This is a genomic window from Streptomyces neyagawaensis (genome assembly GCF_023516595.1).
Taxonomy (GTDB): Bacteria; Actinomycetota; Actinomycetes; order Streptomycetales; family Streptomycetaceae; genus Streptomyces; species Streptomyces neyagawaensis.
In genome coordinates, this window is sequence record NZ_JAMGBG010000043.1 from 67,154 (window position 1) to 86,520 (window position 19,367).

Here is a 19,367-nt window from a genome sequence, read left to right on the forward strand (position 1 = left end):
CGCCCTGTAGACGCACTGGCGGACCCGAAAGGTTCAAAAGAATTTCGGCCCTGACCTTAGTGACCAGCAGGTATGTGGTTTCGGTCACTTCGTTGAACCGCTGATCCCCTTGAATACGTCACCAGGAAGTCATCCGCATGCAAAGGGCCGACCCTTGCGCCGTGGACATCTTGGAGGACCTTGTGGCCAGCCCTGGCGACTGGAATCAAGTGGGGTACGGCGGAAATCCCGTCGCCGGGAATCCTCGTGTCCTCGACGGCTTCACACGGGATTTCCGCCTGCTTCGAGATCTTGCGGCCGATGTCGACGCCGGGCTCGACACCATGCTGCGCACCGCGTCGGACGGCGGCTTCGAGGGGAAGACGGCGGACGCCCTGCGCACCTATGTGAAGCAGTCACTCAAGAAGTTCATGGCGAACGCCCACAGCGCCTTCGACCTCGCGGCCTCGGCCACGGCCAGATACGCGAACGCCCTGCGGGACGCCCAGGGCCGGGCCGAACGCGCCGCGGAACGGGGCGGCGCGGTGGCGATCCCCCCGGCCGGCCTCGTGGGGAAGAACGCCCCGCCCCCCGCGGAACTCACCGCCGCGAAGAACGACGTCGAGGCCGAGGTCGACTTCATCACCGGCGAGGCCACGATCCTTGAAGACGCCCTTCGGACCGCGGCCGACATGGTCTCCTCTCCCATCGCCCCGCCGAAGAAGAGTCTCAAGCAGCGGATCGTCGAGGGGCTCTGGAAGACGCTGGAGATCGTCACGATCGTGATCTCGATCGCGGCGATGATCGTCGGGGGCCCGCTGGGGCTGCTGGCGTTCGGCCTGAGCGCTGTCCTCTTCGGCAAGGCGCTGGTGGACTACCGCCAGGGCAAGCTCAACGGCGTCGGCCTCGGCCTCGCCTTCCTCGGCGTGCTCTTCCCATCGACCAAGGGCCTCACCACGGCCGGCGGACTGCTGCGCATGCTCAAGGCCGGCGCCAGTATCGGCGCGAAGGGTGCCGGCAGGGCCCTCTCCGGGGCAGGCCGTCTCGTGATGCAGGCCGGCAGACTCGTGATGGCACCCCGGACGCTGGGCGCCCTGGCCGGCCAGGGAATGGTGAAGCTGTTCCGGACCGGCAGCGGCATGTTCGTCACCGGCATGTCCCGGCTGCCCGGCCTCGTCGCCGGCACGCCCCGGGCCCTCATGGGCGCGATGCGGATGGCCGGCGGCTTCGCCAGGGGCGTGATGCGGTCGGGGTGGTTCGCGCTGCGCCGCGACTTCTTCATGGCCAGCGCGTTCGTCGGCGGAGGGATGGGCCGACGGCTGGGCGTCTACGCGCTCACCAACGTGGGCCGGGCCTTCGACTTCGCATTGTCGGCGCTCCTGCCGCTCCGCTACGCCGAACTCGCCAAGTACGGCTTCCGGGGTGCCTGGCGCATGGGCATCCTCGAACGCGGCCTGCTCAGGAAGCCCTCGGTCGGCGGTGCCGTCGGCAGGACCGTCGGCTCCGTTGGCGACCTGGCTGCGAGGACCGGCCGAGGGCTGAGCACCCCCGACGCCGCGAAGTCGCTCGGGGAACGCGGCAAACTGGTCGTGCCCGGCACCCTGGCCTGGGACGACGCGGTGGATGAGCTGACCGAGTTCATGCCCCCGCCGACCGGGCTCGCGCGCTCGACGAGCACCGGCTCCCTGCCCCGCTTCACCGGGATGCCCTCGGGCCGGTTCTCCAGCACGCTCGACGACCTCGTGGAGCCGACCGCCTTCAGGGACCTGGACGCCCTCGGCTCCCGCTCAGGCCCCCTGCTGCGGAGCGGCGCCGTCGATGTGGCCGACCTGCATGCCGGTGGGCTGCTGTCCCCGCAGTTCCGCAACGCCCTCGACGCCCTGGACGACCTCGACGAGTTGGCCGGGACCGGCACCGCCGTCCGGTCCCCTCTGCTGGAGCAGCCGCGGAGCGCGGTCGCCCGGCTGCGGGACCTGGACGCCTTCACTGGCATGGACCGCACCGGGACCGGCCTGCTGAAGCCCATGGACGAGCTGGCGGAGCTGGCGCCCTTCAGCATCGACGGCAAGTTCGGCGGTCTGACCACCGTCCAGGTACGCAAGATCCTCGACGGCGAGATCGACCTGGTGGACGTCGTACCGGACGGGGTGATCCTGCGCATCGGCAAGACGGACCCGGTGAACGTCCATGTCAGGCTGAAGGGCGAGGTGACGGTCCGCGTCCTCGACCCCGACGAGCCGGTCCCCGGCCCGCCGGCAGGGAAGTTCACCGGAGTGGACTCCCCGGCGGGCCTCGGCTTCAGGCTCGACGAGCTGGCCCGGCTGCTCCCGGACCGGCCGGGCGAGCTGGGCCGCGCACGGGAGCTGCTGGGGCTGGGGCCGGTGAAGACCGACCTCGCCCCCAAGCCGGTCACCGCGCAGCCCGGGTTCCCCCCGCTCACCCTGCGCGAGATCATCACCGGTGGTGCCGTCGGCAAGACCGGCGCCGACCGCTTCCAGGCCTGGGTCAGGGCGCAGAACGCCGCCCTCGACCTCGACACGGCCGGCCAGAAGCTCGCCCAGGTCACCGACCTGCCCCACGTGTCGCCCCTGCACCGTGCCGAGGCCGAACTGGACCTGAGCGCGGCCGAGTTGAAGTTCAACCACGCGCGGCTCGCATTCGACCGGCTCGGCATGAACCTGGACACCGTCCGCCAGAACATCACAGTGATGATGGTCCGCCTGGACGGTCCTGGGGCGCACCTGCCCGTCGGCGAACTCCGGCTGCTGGACGACCTGGCGCGGCCCACTGGGCAGTGGATCACGATGGAGCCCGGGGAGCGGATCACCTACGTGCTCAGAACGGACGCCGGGATCGTCCCGGACGTGAGGGTGGCGATGGTCGACGGCCACTTCACCGTCACCGCCCCCGACGGCATCGTCACCAGGTTCGGCCCGGACGGCGCGCCCCTGCGCGTCGACGTCCCGATGCGCCCGGAGACGCCGGCGGGCCCGTCGACGGTCCACGGCGCCGCTCCGGCGCAGGTGGACGTACCGGTCCTGCCGCAGGTCCATTGGCTGGTGCGGCAGGACATGGACTTCGCGGCGTCCAGTCTCAAGTCCGGTATGAAGAGCCACCTGACCACCGAGGGGCTCGTACCGGCCAAGATCGACGGCACCATCACATCGGTCCAGGCGGTGACGACGGCCAACGCCAAGGCGTTCAAGGCGGAAAGCCCGTTCACGGCCTTCTCCCCGCCCGGCAGCATCGTCAAGAGTTACGGAAACCAGGAGATCGGCCTCGATCTGATCGCCCTCCGGAACGACATCAACGCCGGGGTCGAGAACGTCAGGAACGTCGAGATCCTGTCCACCTCGAAGGTTCAGGACGCGATCCTCGACGAGATCCGGTTCAAGACCGGACTGCCCGACCTGGAAGTCCCGTCGACGTTCACCCACACGACCGGGAACAAGGAGATCCAGGAGTTCCTGGCCAAGAACGGCGTCGCCAAGCGGGTGGCCGCCAACGTCACCGCCGATATCAAGACCCTGTTGCAGGTGCGCCGGGACAACACCTGGCTGATCAAGGGCACCATCCCCGCCAACTACCTGAAGGGCCCGTATCCGACGGTCGACTCCCTCAAGCACATTCCGGCCGCACCGAGCACACCACTCACCGCCGCCACGAACCCGCTGGAATCGGCGGGCCGCGCCTCCGGCTCCGGGCTGCCTCCGGTGGAGTTGCCGAAGCCGGTCCTCAAGTCGGACGACTTCTACATGTCCCGCGTCGAGCTCGAGGACCTGCGTGGGATCAAGCTCGTCCGGCAGGACGACTTCCACATGGTCCAGCAGGACCTCAAGGGGCTGCGCAAGTCGTACTTCGATCCGGACGTCGGCATGATCCCCGCCAACCCGGAAGGAAGGACGACCGCGTTCCAGCATGTCGCCGGCGCGGAGAACGCCACGCGGAAGAGCAACAGCCCGTTCACCTCCTTCGCCGAGATCGGCAACCACAAGACCTACGGCGACATGGAGTTCAGCCTCGACGCCTACAAGCTGGGCGTGGACATCAAGGCCGGACGGCTGCCGGACGTGGGGATTCTCCCCGCCAAGGACCTCCAGCGGCTGATCGCCGACCAGATCGAGAGGACCATCGGCAAACGCCTGGACTTCACCTCCGCGCTCAGCGGGAACAGCTCCCGGCAGGACGTCCTGAACTTCCTCAAGAGCCACGACGTCAATCCGGCCAAGTCCAACAAGTTCGTCGCGGATGTCCGGGTCCTGCTCAACACCACCCGCGACCAGGAATGGCTGGTCAAGGGCACCATTCCCAAGAGCTATCTGGAGGGCCCGTACCCCAGGGCGGGGGCCTCCTCCGGGATCGGTGACGCGCTGTCGGCCGGCCCGCTCAGTGGTCTCGACGAGGCCGCCGGCAAACTCCGTCTGTCGGACACGTTCAAGACGGACGTCGAGGCGAAGCCCGTCTTCGTCGAACCTCACGGCCTCGACGGCGTGAACTCCGGCGCTCCGCGCATCGGCGAGGTCGGCCCGACCGGTAAGCACGTGCTCTTCGACGGCCCGGCGGTCCCGGCCGCTCCCGTCACCGCCGCGACCCCGCCTCCGCCGGCACCGCTGCGGCCTCCCCCGGTGCCGTCCGTGCGCCCGGCTCCGCATGCTCCTTCCGCTCCCCCTGTTCCGGCGCTCGGCAAAGGAATCGGGGGAACGGCACCGGTTCCACCGCCCCCCGTCGGCACGCACGGGTTGGGGTCGGGACTGGATGCCGGGACCCCTGTGGTCCGCCACGCACCGGGCGGGGACACCTCGCACTGGGTCATCGACGGCAAGGCGACCTTCGGACGCTACAAGATCAGGAACACCGACGACGGCTCCGTGTCCCTGGTATCCGCGAGCGATCGCGCGTGGGCGACCCTCGACAACGCCGCCGCCTCACGCCAGGTGTTCGAGGCGGAACAGCTGAAGAGGGCCGCCGAGCAGCTGAAGAAGGCGGATCTGCAGGAGGGCGGGAAGTACCTGAGTTCGGGGTACCGGTCGATCAATCCGCTGCTGGCCGCGTTCGAGGAGGCGGGATACACGGCGGCACAGGTGCGACATGTGGGTTTCGACTTCTCGGAGCGGGCCGCCGACGTTCTGGAGAACTGGAAGCGGGTGGCCACGGAACGCGGGTACGCGTCACGGGAGGTGACGGAGTCCTGGGACTTGCAGGACCTGCACCGGTGGCATGACAGCATCAAATCCATCCATCGGGCGTGGGACGACTTCCCGTCCCCGGCGATCCCGGGCAACGCCGTGGTGCGCGGCGACAGCTGGCAGATCTTCTCGTCGTTCGACGGGATCCTGGATCCGGGGCACTATCCCGGGGGTGGGTACCACGACGTCGGGAGGACCATCTCCTGGCCGGGGATCATGTCCACGACCACAGGCAGTGCCACCACGCACAACTTCGTCAACTCCAAGGCCCTGATCTGGAAGTTCGACGTGCCGGAGCAGGGGCATCCGGGTCGCGTGCTCGGGTCGGAGAACCTGGCCGAGGCGGAAGTGACGTTCCCGGTCAACACCCAGATCAAGATCAACCAGGTGTTGGTGCGGGACGGTCACTTCGCGCACGAACTGGCCGACGAGTTCGGCGACAAGGCCAAGGTGATCGTGTTCGCCGACATCCTTCCCGCCGGCGGTGCGGTCCGCGGGTCCGTCGACGAGCTCGCCGGCGGCGTCCGCGCAGGGGACGCGTTCACGACGAACGTGACACGGCTGGACCGCTTCGACGCGCCCGCGCCCCGCGCCGAGACGGTGCTCCTGCGTCCGGAGCAGGTCGCCGGGACGTCGCACGTGCGGGTGGAATGGGAGCGGGTTCCGCTGGACGGGGGCGGTTTCAGGCTCACCGACGAGACGGGCGGTGCGCGCCTGGTGTTCGGCGCGGACGAGGTTCTTCAGTTCCGCGACCACCGGGTTCCGGGGACGGACGGCTTCCTGCGGTTCGAGGCCGCACCGGGTCCGGACGCGCTGCCCCGGTGGGTCGGTGCGGACGGGATGCCGCTGGCCGGTACGGGTGCGGTGGTCGACCCGGTCAGGGGCGCGCTCGGCGTGGTCACCGGTGTGAAGGCGGGGACGCCGGACGGGGCTTGGACCGCCCGGTTCGACCTCGACGGCACACCACTGTCCGAGGAACTGCGGCTCTCCGGCCACGCGGGTGGTGCGCTGACCGACGCACGGCTGGTCACGACGCTCACCCGAGGGCCGGGCGGTGACCTGGTGCCGAGCCTCCGGCTGACCGCGCCGGGGCTGGGCGACGGGGCCTTCTCCGTCGTACGGCTGCCGGGTGGTGAAGCGGCGGGGCGGCTGCCGGCCGGGGGCTTCGCGGTGACCGATCTGGCGAGCGGCGACCGGTTCGTCTTCGACCGCGCGGGCCGGTTCGTGGACTTCGCCGCGGACGTCCCGCCGGTACGGGTGGACGCGGCCGGGACGACCGTGCCGGAAACGGTCGGAACGACCCTGCCGGACCCGAACGTCGGCCCGCTGACGGCCGTCGACGACTTCGGCGGCCCCCTGTCCGAGCGGTTCCCGCTGCACTCCCTCCCCGAGCACCACCCCCTGGACGGCGCCGCGGCCGACCTGCCCAGGATCGAGCTGCCCGGTGCCGACGCACCGGCCATCGCGCGTGCGGCGGACGTCGCGCTGCCCGCCGGCCCGCCCCTCACGCGCCTGACCGAGTTCCAGGACGTACCGCTGTCCGGCGCGGGCGACCTGGCCGGGCTGGAGTTCCGGATCGTCGGCGGCGACGCTGCCGACGGCGTGCCCGGTACGTTCCTGCTGGACGTCACGCGGGCCGTCCCGGAACCCCACGGGACGGGACCGCAGCCGCGATTCACGGTGGAGCGCCTGGACAGCGGCACGTTCCGCGTCACCGACCCGGCCGGCACCACCCGCTGGGAGTTCGGCGCCGGGGGCGAGTTCCTCGCCCGGGAGACGGCGCTCGTCGACCACGACCTGGGGCTGCCGTCCGGGCTGTGGTTCAGGAACACGGCCACGACCACGACGGACGGCATCACCTCCAGGATCGTGGGGCTGGTCGGTCCCCGCGAAGTCACCGATTCCTTCCCGCTCACCACCGTCGACCGGACGCTTCAGGACCGTCTGCCGGGCGGCTTCACCCTGACCGACAGCGTCTCGGGTAGCCGCTTCCACTACGACGCCGACCTCAACCTCGCGTTCCGCGACCTGCCGGCCCGAGACGGCTCCGGATTCCTGCGGTTCACGGAGGGTGCCTCCGACGTCCCGCCCGTCCGGCTCGATGACCTGGGCGGCTCCTCGGGCCTGGACGACCTCGCCGGCATCTTCCAGCGCACCCTGGACGAGGCATCGGGCGGCGCGCGTCCGATGCCCGACGTGACCGACGTGTCCCTCGGTGCCGCTCCGCGCCTGCCCGGCCTGGACGATGCAGCCGCCCGGCGCCTGTCCGACGCCCTCGGAGAACACGGCGACCAGTGGCTCACCCGGCTGAGCCAAGGCGACGCGCCCGACCTCGACCTCCGGGCGGCCTGGCGCGCACTGGACGAGCACTGGACCGGGCTCCTGGAACGGACGCCCGGGATCCGGCTGACCGGCGCGGACGACCTCGCCGACCTCGAGATACGGATGCTGCGCGTACCCTCCACCGACACGGCACCGGGCTCGTTCCGCCTCGAACTCCTCGACCGTGCCCCGGCGGCGGACGGAACGGTCCGTGGCGCGGACTTCACGGTCGAACGGATCCCGGACGGCGGGTTCGCCCTCACCGACCCGACCGGGAACACGACGTGGACCTTCGCCCAGGACGGCTCCTTCCTGGGCCGCGAGGCCGCGCTCACCGGGGAGGGACTCCCCTCCGGCCTGCGCGTCTCGGCGACCCACAACGAGGCAGGCGGGTTCACGCAGGTCGATCTGCTCGGTCCTGACAGTTCCGTCAGGTCGCTGCGGGTGACCGCCCCGGAGGGCGAGCTCGCCGGGCGGCTGCCCGGCGGCTTCACCCTCACCGACACCGTCACCGGCAGTCGCTTCCACTTCGACCGGACCGGGGCCGTCGTCTTCCGCGACCTGCCGGCCCATGACGGCTCGGGCTTCCTGCGGTTCACGGAGGGCGCGCGCGCCGCACAGCCGACCCGGCTGGTCGACCCGTTGTCCGAGCGTTTCCCGCTCACCTCCATCCCGGAGGAAGACCTCCTGGACGAGGGCCTCACCGACCTCTCCCAGCTCTTCGACCGCACCCTCGACGAGGCATCGGGCATACGGGCCGACCTGCCCGGTGAAGCGGCAGCGGCGGACCTGTCGTCCATCTCCGCAGCCATGGAGTTCCTGCATGCCGCACCCGACTCCCACGCCGTCCAGAACCTGGACCTCCTGCATGTGCGGCAGCTCGCGGGCGACGCCACCGACTCACTGAACAGGTTCCCCGGGCTGCGGCCCGAGCTCCTCCACGACCAGCTCCGCCAGATGACCGCGCAGGCCCACGAGGGAATCCGGCAGGGCGCCGCCACCGTCCTGCGGGAGTACCAGAACCTGCCCCTGGCCGCGCGTCTGGAGGACCTCCGGAGCGGTGGCAGCCGCGTCTACGGCGACTTCACCGTCACGCCGACCCCGCACGGCGGCCCCGGTGGCAGCCGCTTCACCGTCACGCACACGCCGACGGACCTCACCACGGGCTTCGGCCCGAATCGCGAACTGCTCCACCGGGAGGTGTTCGTCAGGGGCGGCCCGGCAGAGCTCGACGGGACCAGGCTCGGGCTCACCGGCCGTACCGCCGAGGGCGGTTGGACCCCCGACTCCTTCCAGTTCGTGGGCACGCACGTGGCCGACGACGCGTTCACGCTCACGCGTCTCGAGCCGACCCTCCCGGCCGACCTGCGCGGCGGCTTCACCGTCACCGACGCCGCCGGCACGACGAAGTGGCACTACGGCCCCGAGGGCGCGCTCGCCCTGAGGGACGTCCAACTCGTGGGCGACGGGGGCGTGTTCCGCTTCGAGGCGGGCGCTCCGGACGGGGCGCCCCGGGTCCTCGACCCGTCGGGCAACGCGTCCCCGACCCTGCGCGCGGAGCGGCTCGACGACGGCCGGATCGCCCTGATCCACACCGGGCCGGGCACCCCACCGCTGGAGCGGACCGTCTTCGACGCGAGCGGCGGCAAGCTGCTGGAGGAGACCTTCGCCATCCGCGGCAGCGGCGGCAAGCCCACCGGCTCGTACTGGACCATCGACCACGTGACCGGCAAGGGCGTCCGCGTCAACGGCGACAACACCCCGTTCACCAGCCGCTTCGACACCGCCACGCTGGAGACGTCCCCCACCGGGCAGTTCAAGCTGACCGGCAAGGAGCCCGGGAAGGTCACCCTGTTCGAGCGCGAGGTGCTGAACAACGGCAACACCCTGCACATCGCCCGGGACCGCTTCGGCCACGCCCACTGGACCGAGTTCGACAACGGGGGCAACCGGGTCCGGTCCGGCGAGCGCATCGGGGACCCGGACCAGCGGACGTACCACGACGTGCCGGACGGTTCCTGGCGTCTGCTCAACACCTCCGACGTGCGCACCTACCACAAGGCCCTCGACGGCGGCCTCGTGCGCGCCGAGAAGGGCGCCGACGGCCACTGGACCTGGCAGCGCTTCGACAAGGACGGCGTGGAGGCGCTCTCCGGCACCCGGCGCTGGAGCGCGAACCACGTCGCCTTCGAGGACACCTTCCTCGACCCCGCCACGGGACTGGAGACGGTGGCTCAACGGCGCAGCCAGACCTGGCCGTTCGGCGGACTGCACGGGTCCCGGATGTATCAGGAGCACTCCCTGCTGCCCGGCCACGCCCCGGCCGGAACCCGGATCGACCCCGGCACGTATGTCGGTCAGGGCCCGTCGAACGCGCAGATCGAGAGCCTGGAGACGCTGGCGGACGGCGGCAGCCTGCTCGTCGAGCGGTTCGCCGACATGCGCCCGCCCGCCTTCCTGTGGAAGGGCGCGGCGGGCCGCAACCCGTTCGACAACTTCTTCGGTGACCTGTTCGCGGGCGACTCCCTGAACCGCGTGAGCCACTGGACCCAGACCGCCGCCGACGGCACCACGGTGACCGGTGTCCGGCTCAACCCGTCGGCCGCCAACTGGGTCGACGTCGACGAGTTCGGCCGTGTCGTCCGGGAGAGCCGCAAGCTGGACGACGGCAGCGTCATCGAGATCGGACGCAGCGCCGATGACGCCCCGCGCTGGGCGCCGCTTCCCGAGTACCGCGAAGGCGCCCCGTACGAGCTGCACTGGCGGAACACGAAGACCGGCGAGACCGGCACGCGGCACGCCGACGGCCTCGGACAGTGGCGGGACGTCTTCACCGACAGCGACGGTGTCGAACGCGTCCGGCTGCGCAGCGAGGGCGCGGGCTCACGCGAGTACCTCTTCGACGCGCCGACCCCGCACGACCTCGCCCACAACGACCGCGCGGGTGTCTGGGTCGACCGGAACTCGCTGCTGCACGTCACCGGTCGGCGGGATGCGGTCGGCGACGTGTACGTCGAGTCGTCCGGCAGCCCCTACCGCACCGACTGGACATGGAAGTCGTACGACTCCGACAACCCGGCCACCGTGCTGGACGAGGGCATCCGCAAGCAGAACCGCGGCTCGCTCTACTCACGCACCTGGGACGACTCGTTCGTCGACCTCGACCGGCTCGGCAACGTGGTGCGCGAGCGCAACGCCACCGACGTCGGCGCCTCCTGGGTCGACGCGGTGCGGCAGCCCGACGGCACCTACACGTGGACGAAGACCGCCGCCGACGGCACGGTCCACTCCGAGGGCGTCCGGGTGTACGACGACGTCGCGAAGGGCCGCTGGCGGGACCTCATCGACGACCAGGTGGTCCGCAGCAGGGACGGCGGCCGGGTGCGCGAGTACGCGTACGAGATCGTCACGTCGCAGCCGCCCGCCTCGCCCGCGGCCGACGTCACCCGTGCGACGACGCTGCGCGATCTGCTCGAACAGTCCGCGCGCCACTTCGAGCCGCCCCGCACGGTCCGCGTGGACCGGGAGGCATGGAAGGAGTACGACCTCGGCAAGGTCTTCCGCGAGCGCGTCAAGGTGGACGGCGATCCCGTCCGCTACCGCGAGGTCGACAAGCAGTGGGGCCAGTGGCGGGAGTACCAGAACGGCCACCTGGTCGAGCAGCGCGTCTTCGACGGGCGGGTCTACCGGACCGACGCCTTCGGCCGGTTGAGCATGGCGGGGCCCGCTGTGATCCCCCACTACCTCGGCGGAGTACTGCCCAGGGTCGGCGGCGAGGTCGGCCTGCCCGGCGACCGCGCCTGGCAGCTCATCGGCCGGGAGGCCGACTACCGCGGCGCCGACATCGAGGCCCTCGGCTATCTGCGAGAGGTCCAGGACCCGTGGCACGGCCTGTTCCAGGGGGTCAGGAACGGCGAGTCCGTCGAGATGCCCCTGTGGCAGCGCGAGCTCCGCAGCTTCCTGACCTCGTTCAGCACCGGGTTCGTCACCGACCTCACCGCGGGCCTGCTGATCACCGAGCTCACCAACAACGGCAGTCTCAAGCCGGAGGACGTCTTCAAGGCGCTGCTCTCCGGCGCGGTCGGCGGCACCTTCGGCGGCGGGCTCAACATCCTGTACAACCACACCCGGCTCGGGTACCTCAAGACCACCATGGGCCAACTCGACTGGGCCGCGCACCCCAAGCAGTCGATGGCCGGTCTCACCGACGACTGGGCCACCGACTGGACCGCCTTCGAGAAGCCCACCCGCTGGCGCACCGCCACCTACGCCAACACCGTGGGCCTCGCCACCGGCGCGCTCAGCGGCTTCGTCAGCACCGCCATCAGCTCGGCCGTGTTCGGGGTCAACGGCAACGAGATCCAGGGCGCCGACGCGCTGCGGGCCGGCATGTGGGGCGCCGCGGGCTCGCTGTTCGGCGGGGTGAGCACCGGCCTGGCCCGCAACGCCTGGCACCTGGCCACCGGCGCCCGGGTCTTCCACAAGGGCGGCCTCGGCGAACTGGGGATGAACTGGGTGGAGTCCGCGCTGTCCAAGTACATCGCTTTCCAGATCGCCCAGGCGGACAGCCTGAACGGGAACCACCTGCCGTCGCCCGGCCGGGCCTTCCCCAAGCCGGTCACCGTCCCCGCGGCGCCACCGCCCGCGCCGGCCCCGCAGCCCCCTGCCGATCAACCCGACGCACCCGTCGAGGGATTGGAGCTCCCGTGACCGCCACCGCCCTCCCTGCCGTGCACCGGGTCGCCCCCAAGGGCCGCGGCGCCCACCGCAGCATCACCGCCGCCGTACGCGCCGCGGCCGACGGCGACGAGATCCGCATCGCCCCCGGCGACTACGTCGAGGTGCTGGTCCTGGACCGCTCGGTGAGCCTGCTGCCGGACGACGGGCCGGACCACGCCGTACGGCTGTTGGCGGCCGACCCCGGCCGACCCGTCCTGGAGATCACCGCACCGGACGTCCGCGTCGACGGAATCGCGCTGACCGGCCAGGACCCGGCCCTGCCCGCGGTACTGGTGGCGGCCGGCGGTCTGGAGCTGGACGGCTGTGAGATCTCCGGCGGCCGTATCGAGGCCGGCGGCGACGCCTCACTGGCGCTGCGCGCCTGCCGGGTCTCCGGTGCCGCACTCGCCGGGGTGCACGCGAACACCACCGGCCGGACCGAGCTGATCGACACGCTGGTCGAGGACATCGACGGCACCGGAGTCGTCCTGGGATCCGCCACGACGGCGGACCTCCTCGGGCTGACGGTCCGGGACGTCACCGGATCCGGGGTCCGGGTACGGGGCCGGGCCGCGGCCGTGCTCCGCGACTGCCGGATCACCGGCCCCGGCCGCAGCGGGCTGCTGACGGAGGACGAAGCATCCGTGGCCGTGCTGGACTGCCGGCTGGAGGAGACCGGCGCGGAAGGCGTACGGGTGCTGGGCAGCTCCCGCCGCCCCGAGGGGGGTCCGGGGCGTCCCGAGGCCGCCGAGGGCGGTGTGGTCCTCGCCGACTGCCAGGTGCTGCGGGCCGGCACGGACGGGGTCGCCGTCTCCGGTACCGGGGACGTTCTCCTCCTGACCACCGGGATACGGGGCGGCTCCGGGGCGGGCGTGAGCGCCGACGACGACAGCACGGTCGAACTGGTCGACTGCCGGGTGGACCGACCGCACGGCTCGTGCCTGGTGGCCCGGGGCAACGCCAGGCTGTCCGCGGCGGGCACTTCGGTGCACGGCAGCCGGGCCAACGGCCTGCTGGCGGGCGGCCGTTCGCAGGTGACCCTGGCGTCGAGCGACGTGACGGACTGCGGTTTCAGCACCGTCCACGCCTGCGACGACTCCCGGCTGTCGCTGACCGACTGCCGGATCGGCGCCACCCCGGAACACGGCGTCCGCGCCACCGACCGGGCCGAACTCACCCTCGAAGACGTGCGCATCAGCGACTGCGGACTCTCCGGCCTCCAGATCGACTCGGCGGCGGCCGCCCGGGTGCGCGGACTGGCCGTGCGGGGCGGCCGCACCGGGATCAACGCCGACTCCAGCGGCACGGTCGTCCTGGAGGAATGCGACGTCACCCAGCCCGAACGTGCCGGCATCACCTGCGGCACCGGCACCTCGGCCGTACTGAGGGACTGCCGGATCAGCGGCACCGGCACCGCGGGCCTCGTGATCGGCGAGGGCGCGACCCCCAGCATCGAGGACTGCACGGTGCGCGACGCGACCGGCTCCGGACTGGTCCTGGGCCCCGCGGCCGAACCACGTGTCAAGGCCGTCACCGTGGCCCGCACCGGCAAGAACAGCCTGTTCGTCGGGGAGAAGGCGCGCGGCACCTTCGAGGAGTGCGTCTTCGCCGGCGCCGGTCACGACGGCGAGGCGTTCCCGGCCGTCCACCTGGCGGCCGGCAGCGCGCCCGTGCTGCGCGGCTGCGTGGTGCGGGACGTGGAGGAGGACATCGCCGCGGAGAAGGGAGCCCGCCCGGTGTTCGACGGCTGCGTCTCACACGACGTGACCCACCCCGCCCTGCCCACCGGCCGCGCCGAGACGCTCGCGTCCGCCGAGGGCGGCGACCTGGCCGCGGCGACCGGGGCGCGGGAGACCGAGGCACCCGCCGAGGACACCCTGGAAGACCTGCTGGCCGAACTCGACGGACTGGCAGGTCTGGACAAGGTCAAGAACGACGTGTCCTCGCTGGTGAAACTGATGCGGACCGTGCGCCGCCGCGAGGAGATGGGCCTCGCCGCGCCCCCGCTCAGCCGCCACCTGGTCTTCACCGGCAACCCCGGCACCGGCAAGACCACCGTCGCCCGCCTCTACGGCCGCATCCTCGCCGCCGTCGGCCTCCTCGACCGTGGCCATCTGGTCGAGGCCGACCGCTCCGCCCTGGTCGGCGAGTACGTCGGCCACACCGGTCCGAAGACCACGCGCGTCTTCGAACAGGCCCGGGGCGGCGTCCTCTTCATCGACGAGGCCTACACCCTCACCCAGTACGCCGGCACCAACGACTTCGGTCAGGAGGCCATCGCCACCCTGCTGAAGCTGATGGAGGACCACCGCGACGACGTGGTGGTGATCGTCGCCGGATACCCACGGGAGATGGAGGTCTTCGTCCGCTCCAACCCCGGTCTGGCCTCACGCTTCAACCGCACGCTGCTCTTCGAGGACTACGGCTCCGCCGAGCTGGTCAGCATCGTGGAGCACCAGGCCGCCCAACACCAGTACCAGCTCACGTCGACCGCCCGCGAAGCCCTGACGGCCCACTTCGACACGCTGCCCAGGGAGCGCGGATTCGGCAACGGTCGCGCGGCCCGCCAGCTGTTCCAGGCGATGACGGAGCGTCAGGCATACCGCGTCGCCGAGCTGTCAGACGTCTCGGAGTCGGATCTGATGACCCTCACACCGGAAGACGTCCCGTAGCGCCTCCGGTAGCGCGCCGCTGTGAAACCCCACCCGCCCCTGCCAGGCCCCTCCGGTCAGGCCCACCCCCCTGGAAAAGGACCCGTCCCATGCCGCACACCCCCGTTCGACCCAGCCGCTCGGACGGCGCGTTCGCCGACGTGTTCGCCCGCAGGACGCGTACCCCGCTGCGCGGCTTCCTGCCCGGCCGCAGGGTCTGGAGCACCGTCGGGGGTTTCGCGGCCATGGTCCTGGTGATCACGGGTGCCACCGCGCTCGTCTCCCAGATCGACTTCACCGGTGGCGGGGACAGCAAGGTGACCACGGCGGCCGAGAAGAAGGACGCCGCGAAGGACAAGCCCCCTGCCGACAGCCGTACACCGACCGCGGCCTCGGCCGCGCCCGCGCCCGCGCACAAGGAACGGGACGACGGCCCGGCGGTGGTCTATGTCCCCGCCCCGGGCGGCGGGAACGCCGGCTCCGACGGCTCCCACGGATCCGGCGGGGCGGACGACGGCAGCGGGGCGGGGACGACACGGACCTCCCCGCCCCGGTCGACAGCCCCGACGCGGCAGACGTCGACCAGCTATCTCTGGTCCGACGGCGCCGTGGAGGGCGACTCCAATCCCTACTGGGACCAGAGCACCGTCACCGTGCAGACCACTAAGGCGCTCAAGAGCCTGAAAGTGGTCGTCAAGATCGCGCAGACCGGAGGCGTGGCCAGCACCGGCACCTGGACCAACCTCGGGGACAAGGTGTCGGTGGCCTCCGCGTCGGCGAGCGGCGAGCTGGACTACGTGGTGACGCTGAAGCCGGGCGTCACGGTCGACCCCGGCACCTACATCTTCAGGTTCCAGTACAACCACAACCAGGGTGATCGCGCCCCCGACGGCGACCGCTACAACGTCACCACCACCTCCACCGCCGGGACCACCGAGTACCGCAAGGGCGGTTTCTGAGCCGGCCCTAGCACTCCCGGGGGCCCGGCACCCCGGGGCCGATGCGGGCCAGCAGGCGCTGCCGCTCGGCGGCGAAGGCCGGGTCCGCCTGGTAGTCGGAGTGGCCGAGGATCGGGGCGGGCAGCGGATGGTCGGCGGTGCGGCCGTAGGCGAGGGGGTCCTTGAACGGCTCGGCGTCGACCTCCGGCCCGCACCGGCCCGGCAGCCGCACGGGACCGCCTATGGGGTCGGTGAGCCGGTACAGATTGCGCCAGCAGTCGACCTCGCGGTGCAGGGAGGCCAGGGACGCCGGGCCGAAGTGGGCCGGGAACCACCGTCCGTACAGCCGCTCCAGCGGTGAGCCGTACGTCAGCAGCGCGACCCGGCTTCGGACGGCCGGGGTCAGCTGCCAGGCGGCGGCCGCCGCGAGGACGCTGCCCTGGGAGTGCCCCGAGATGACCAGCCGTCCGCCCGTGGTCCGCGTCCAGGTGGCCATCCGCCAGGTGAGGTCGGGCACGGCGCGCTCGGCGTAGCAGGGCGGGGCGAAGGGGTGCGCGGCACGCGGCCAGAACGTGCCGACGTCCCAGAGGATGCCGATGGTGCGGCGCGCGGAGGCGTCCTTGTAGGCGCGGCGGCCCCAGGTGACGAAGAGCAGGAAGCCGACGCCGATCAACCAGGACCCGAGCGCCTGCGCGGTCTGGGCCGCGCCCGCGACGAAGGCGTACGAGTGACGTGCCGCCCGCGCCGGGGTCTCCCCCGTGGCGAACGCGCCGACCAGCGCTCCGGCGCCGAGCAGAAGGGTCACGGTCGAGATGATGCCGACGACGCGGGGCGCGCGGTCGGTGAGGGCGGCCATGGCACGGGTGCGGGCGATACGCAGGGTCCGGGCGGCGTCGCGGGGCTCGGGCTCCTCGTCCTGGCCGCTCGCCCGCGGCCGTACGGACTCGGCCAGGCCGTACTCCTCCTCCACCGCCGCCGTCTCCTCGCGCCGCAGGACCCAGGTGCGGCGGGCCAGCCAGACGAGCAGGGTCACCACCACCAGCAGCAGGGGCGGGATGACGGCGGCCTGCCAGGTGAGGAGGATCGGCGGGCCGGGGAGGGCGTCGTCGGTGCCGCCGAGCCAGTCGGCGACACGCTGGGCGACACCGGCGGACATGACACCACCGAGGGCGCAGGCCAGCATCGCGACGGCGGGGCCGCCGAGGCCGTACAGAGCGGTCCGCGGGTCGGGGCGGGAGCGGTGCAGGACGCGGGCGACCACACCGAGGGCCAGGACGAGGAGGCCCTGGACCAGGGTGATCCCGCCGAAGGTCAGGTCCCCCGGCAGCCGGCCCGTCGAGCTCCAGCCGGGGCGTGACCAGCCCGCGTACACCAGGGCGAGGACGAGCACCGCGATCGAGGCCGTGGGCAGGCCGCGCACGAGGTGCCCGTCGAGTTCGCGGTCGAGGCGCCTCTCGGAGCGGCCCCTGCGGCACACCACCCACACCACGACCACGGCGAGCAGCACGAGCGTCGCGTTGAACAGCCACCCCAGGAGCTCCAGGACGGCGGGGCCGCCGGGGCGGCGGTCCTCACGGGCGGCGGACGTCCCGACGGCCGCCGCGACCGTCAGGAACCCGGCCGCCGTGTGGGCGGCGCGCAGCCGGGCCACGAGGCGGCGCCCGTACCAGAAGCCGGGGCGGCCGAGCGCGACGGGCTCGACGTCGTCCTCGGTGGGGCGGACCTCGGCGCGGTCCATGGGGCGCTGCGACTCGTACGCGCTCCAGGTGCGGTGGGAGAGGTACCACAGGAGCACGGTCAGCGCGGTGGGCACCACGGCGGCCAGGGCGAGGCGGCGGCCAGGGCTGCTCCACCAGCCGTGGTGGGAGAGGTCCGGGGAGAGGAAGCCGAGCCAGGTGTGCGCCTCGGCGCACGCGCGGGTGCCCGCGCACTGCCAGGCGGTCAGGTCGAGGGCGACCTCGCAGGCCGCGGCCACGAGCAGCACGGTCAGGGTCAGACCGGTGAGGCGGACCAGGAGGCCGTGCAGTCGTATGGTCCGCCGTCTGTGGCGGGCGGTGGGGCGCATCCAGTGGGCGAGGTTGACGACCATGAACGGCAGCAGCAACAGCCACAGGGCGCGGGAGCCGTTGCCGGAGGTGAGGTTGCACCAGACGTAGGCCTCGGGCACGGGTCCGCCGCGGTGGTCGGCGGGGCGGGCCTCGGCGTCGGCGTCGTCGATGCGGCGGAAGACGGCCGCCGTGTCGTCGCCGGTGACGCGGACGGTGCGCGGATCGTCCAGCATGCGTTCGGGGGTGGTGCCGCCGACTCCGTGGACGAGCAGTTCGAGGGCGGTGCCGTCGTCGGTGCCGCCGCGGCCGGTGGCCTCGCGCCCGCCCGTCTCGGACCGTCCGGGGCGTTCTCCGTACTCGGCGTGCTCCGTCGCACGGTCCACTGGTCCGCTTCCCCCATGATGCGCCGCAAGGCATGTGTCATGTGCAGGTACAGATGATCGCCGCAAAGTGGTCCTCGTACACCTGTGGTCACCGAATCTCCCCGATCCGTGTGATAGTGACGGGCGCGGAAACGCGATACGGGCTGTTCGTGCGCGTGCGGGTGGTGGCGCGACCAGTGGTATGGCGTGCGAATATGGGACGTCCTCGGGACCGGGGGCGGGTGAATGTCCGCTTCGGAGGGGGTATGGGAGCGTGTCGGGCGTGATGGGGCGAAAGGACCGGAGCGAGCGTGAGTGAGAATCAGAACCTCCTCGCGGAGCAGCGGCGTGCCCTGATCCTCGACGAGGTGCGCCGCAGGGGCGGGGTCCGGGTCAACGAGTTGACGCGGAAGCTGGGCGTCTCGGACATGACGGTCCGTCGCGACCTGGACGCGCTGGCCCGCCAGGGCGCCGTGGAGAAGGTGCACGGCGGCGCGGTCCCGGTGGCCGAGGCGAGTACGCACGAGCCGGGTTTCGAGGCGAAGTCCGGGCTGGAGCTGAGCGCCAAGGAGGACATCGCGCGGGCCGCCGCCGAGCTGGTGGCGCCGGGTTCGGCGATCGCCCTGTCGGGCGGTACGACGACCTACGCGCTCGCGCACCGGCTCGTGGACGTGCCGGATCTGACCGTGGTCACGAACTCGGTGCGGGTCGCGGACGTCTTCCATGCCGCGCAGCGCACGGCGGGTCCCCGGCAGGGGGCGGCGACCGTCGTGCTCACCGGCGGGGTGCGGACCCCGTCCGACTCGCTCGTGGGGCCGGTGGCCGATCAGGCGATCGCGGCGCTCCACTTCGATGTGCTGTTCCTCGGAGTGCACGGGATATCGGTCGAGGCGGGCCTGTCCACGCCGAACCTGGCGGAGGCCGAGACCAACCGCCGGCTCGTGCAGTCGGCACGGCGGGTCGTCGTCGTGGCCGACCACACCAAGTGGGGGACGGTGGGCCTGAGTTCGTTCGCCGCGCTGGACCAGGTGGACACCCTGGTGACGGACGCGGGGCTGGCCGCGCAGGCGCGGGCGGAGATCTCCGAGCACCTGCGGCGGCTGGTGGTGGCCGGCGAGGACGAGGACAGCGACCTCTGACGAGGACACGGGTCCCTGACGGG

5 protein-coding genes are annotated in these 19,367 nt (G+C 71.9%); 4 read left to right on the top strand and 1 reads right to left on the bottom strand.

The genetic code is table 11. From position 1 onward, the window contains the following. Window positions 1-161 precede the first annotated feature (161 nt). From M8J73_RS19805 to M8J73_RS19815, 3 genes are all read left to right on the top strand, one after another. Window positions 162-12,197 carry an RHS repeat domain-containing protein gene (locus M8J73_RS19805; protein ID WP_157873153.1) on the top strand — a complete coding sequence of 4,012 codons (12,036 nt, stop codon included), beginning with the start codon at window positions 162-164 and terminating at the stop codon, window positions 12,195-12,197. Then, window positions 12,194-14,878 carry a right-handed parallel beta-helix repeat-containing protein gene (locus tag M8J73_RS19810; protein ID WP_249828880.1) on the top strand — a complete coding sequence of 895 codons (2,685 nt, stop codon included), beginning with the start codon at window positions 12,194-12,196 and terminating at the stop codon, window positions 14,876-14,878. The genes M8J73_RS19805 and M8J73_RS19810 overlap by 4 nt, the downstream gene beginning before the upstream one ends. 89 nt (window positions 14,879-14,967) lie before the next feature. Continuing rightward, window positions 14,968-15,816, top strand: a complete 849-nt coding sequence (locus M8J73_RS19815) for a hypothetical protein (RefSeq protein WP_055543425.1) — start codon at window positions 14,968-14,970, stop codon at window positions 15,814-15,816. A gap of 7 nt (window positions 15,817-15,823) precedes the next feature. Here the strand turns inward: M8J73_RS19815 and M8J73_RS19820 are convergent, their stop codons facing one another. Then, entirely contained in the window at window positions 15,824-18,226 is a 2,403-nt protein-coding gene (locus M8J73_RS19820; protein WP_372503981.1) for a hypothetical protein, read from the bottom strand. A 290-nt stretch (window positions 18,227-18,516) separates the two neighbouring features. On the opposite strand from M8J73_RS19820, the gene M8J73_RS19825 reads away from it, so the two are divergent. Beyond that, window positions 18,517-19,344: a DeoR/GlpR family DNA-binding transcription regulator gene (locus M8J73_RS19825; protein WP_055542926.1), complete on the top strand. Its 828-nt coding sequence runs from the start codon at window positions 18,517-18,519 to the stop codon at window positions 19,342-19,344. The last annotated feature ends 23 nt before the right edge of the window (window positions 19,345-19,367 follow it).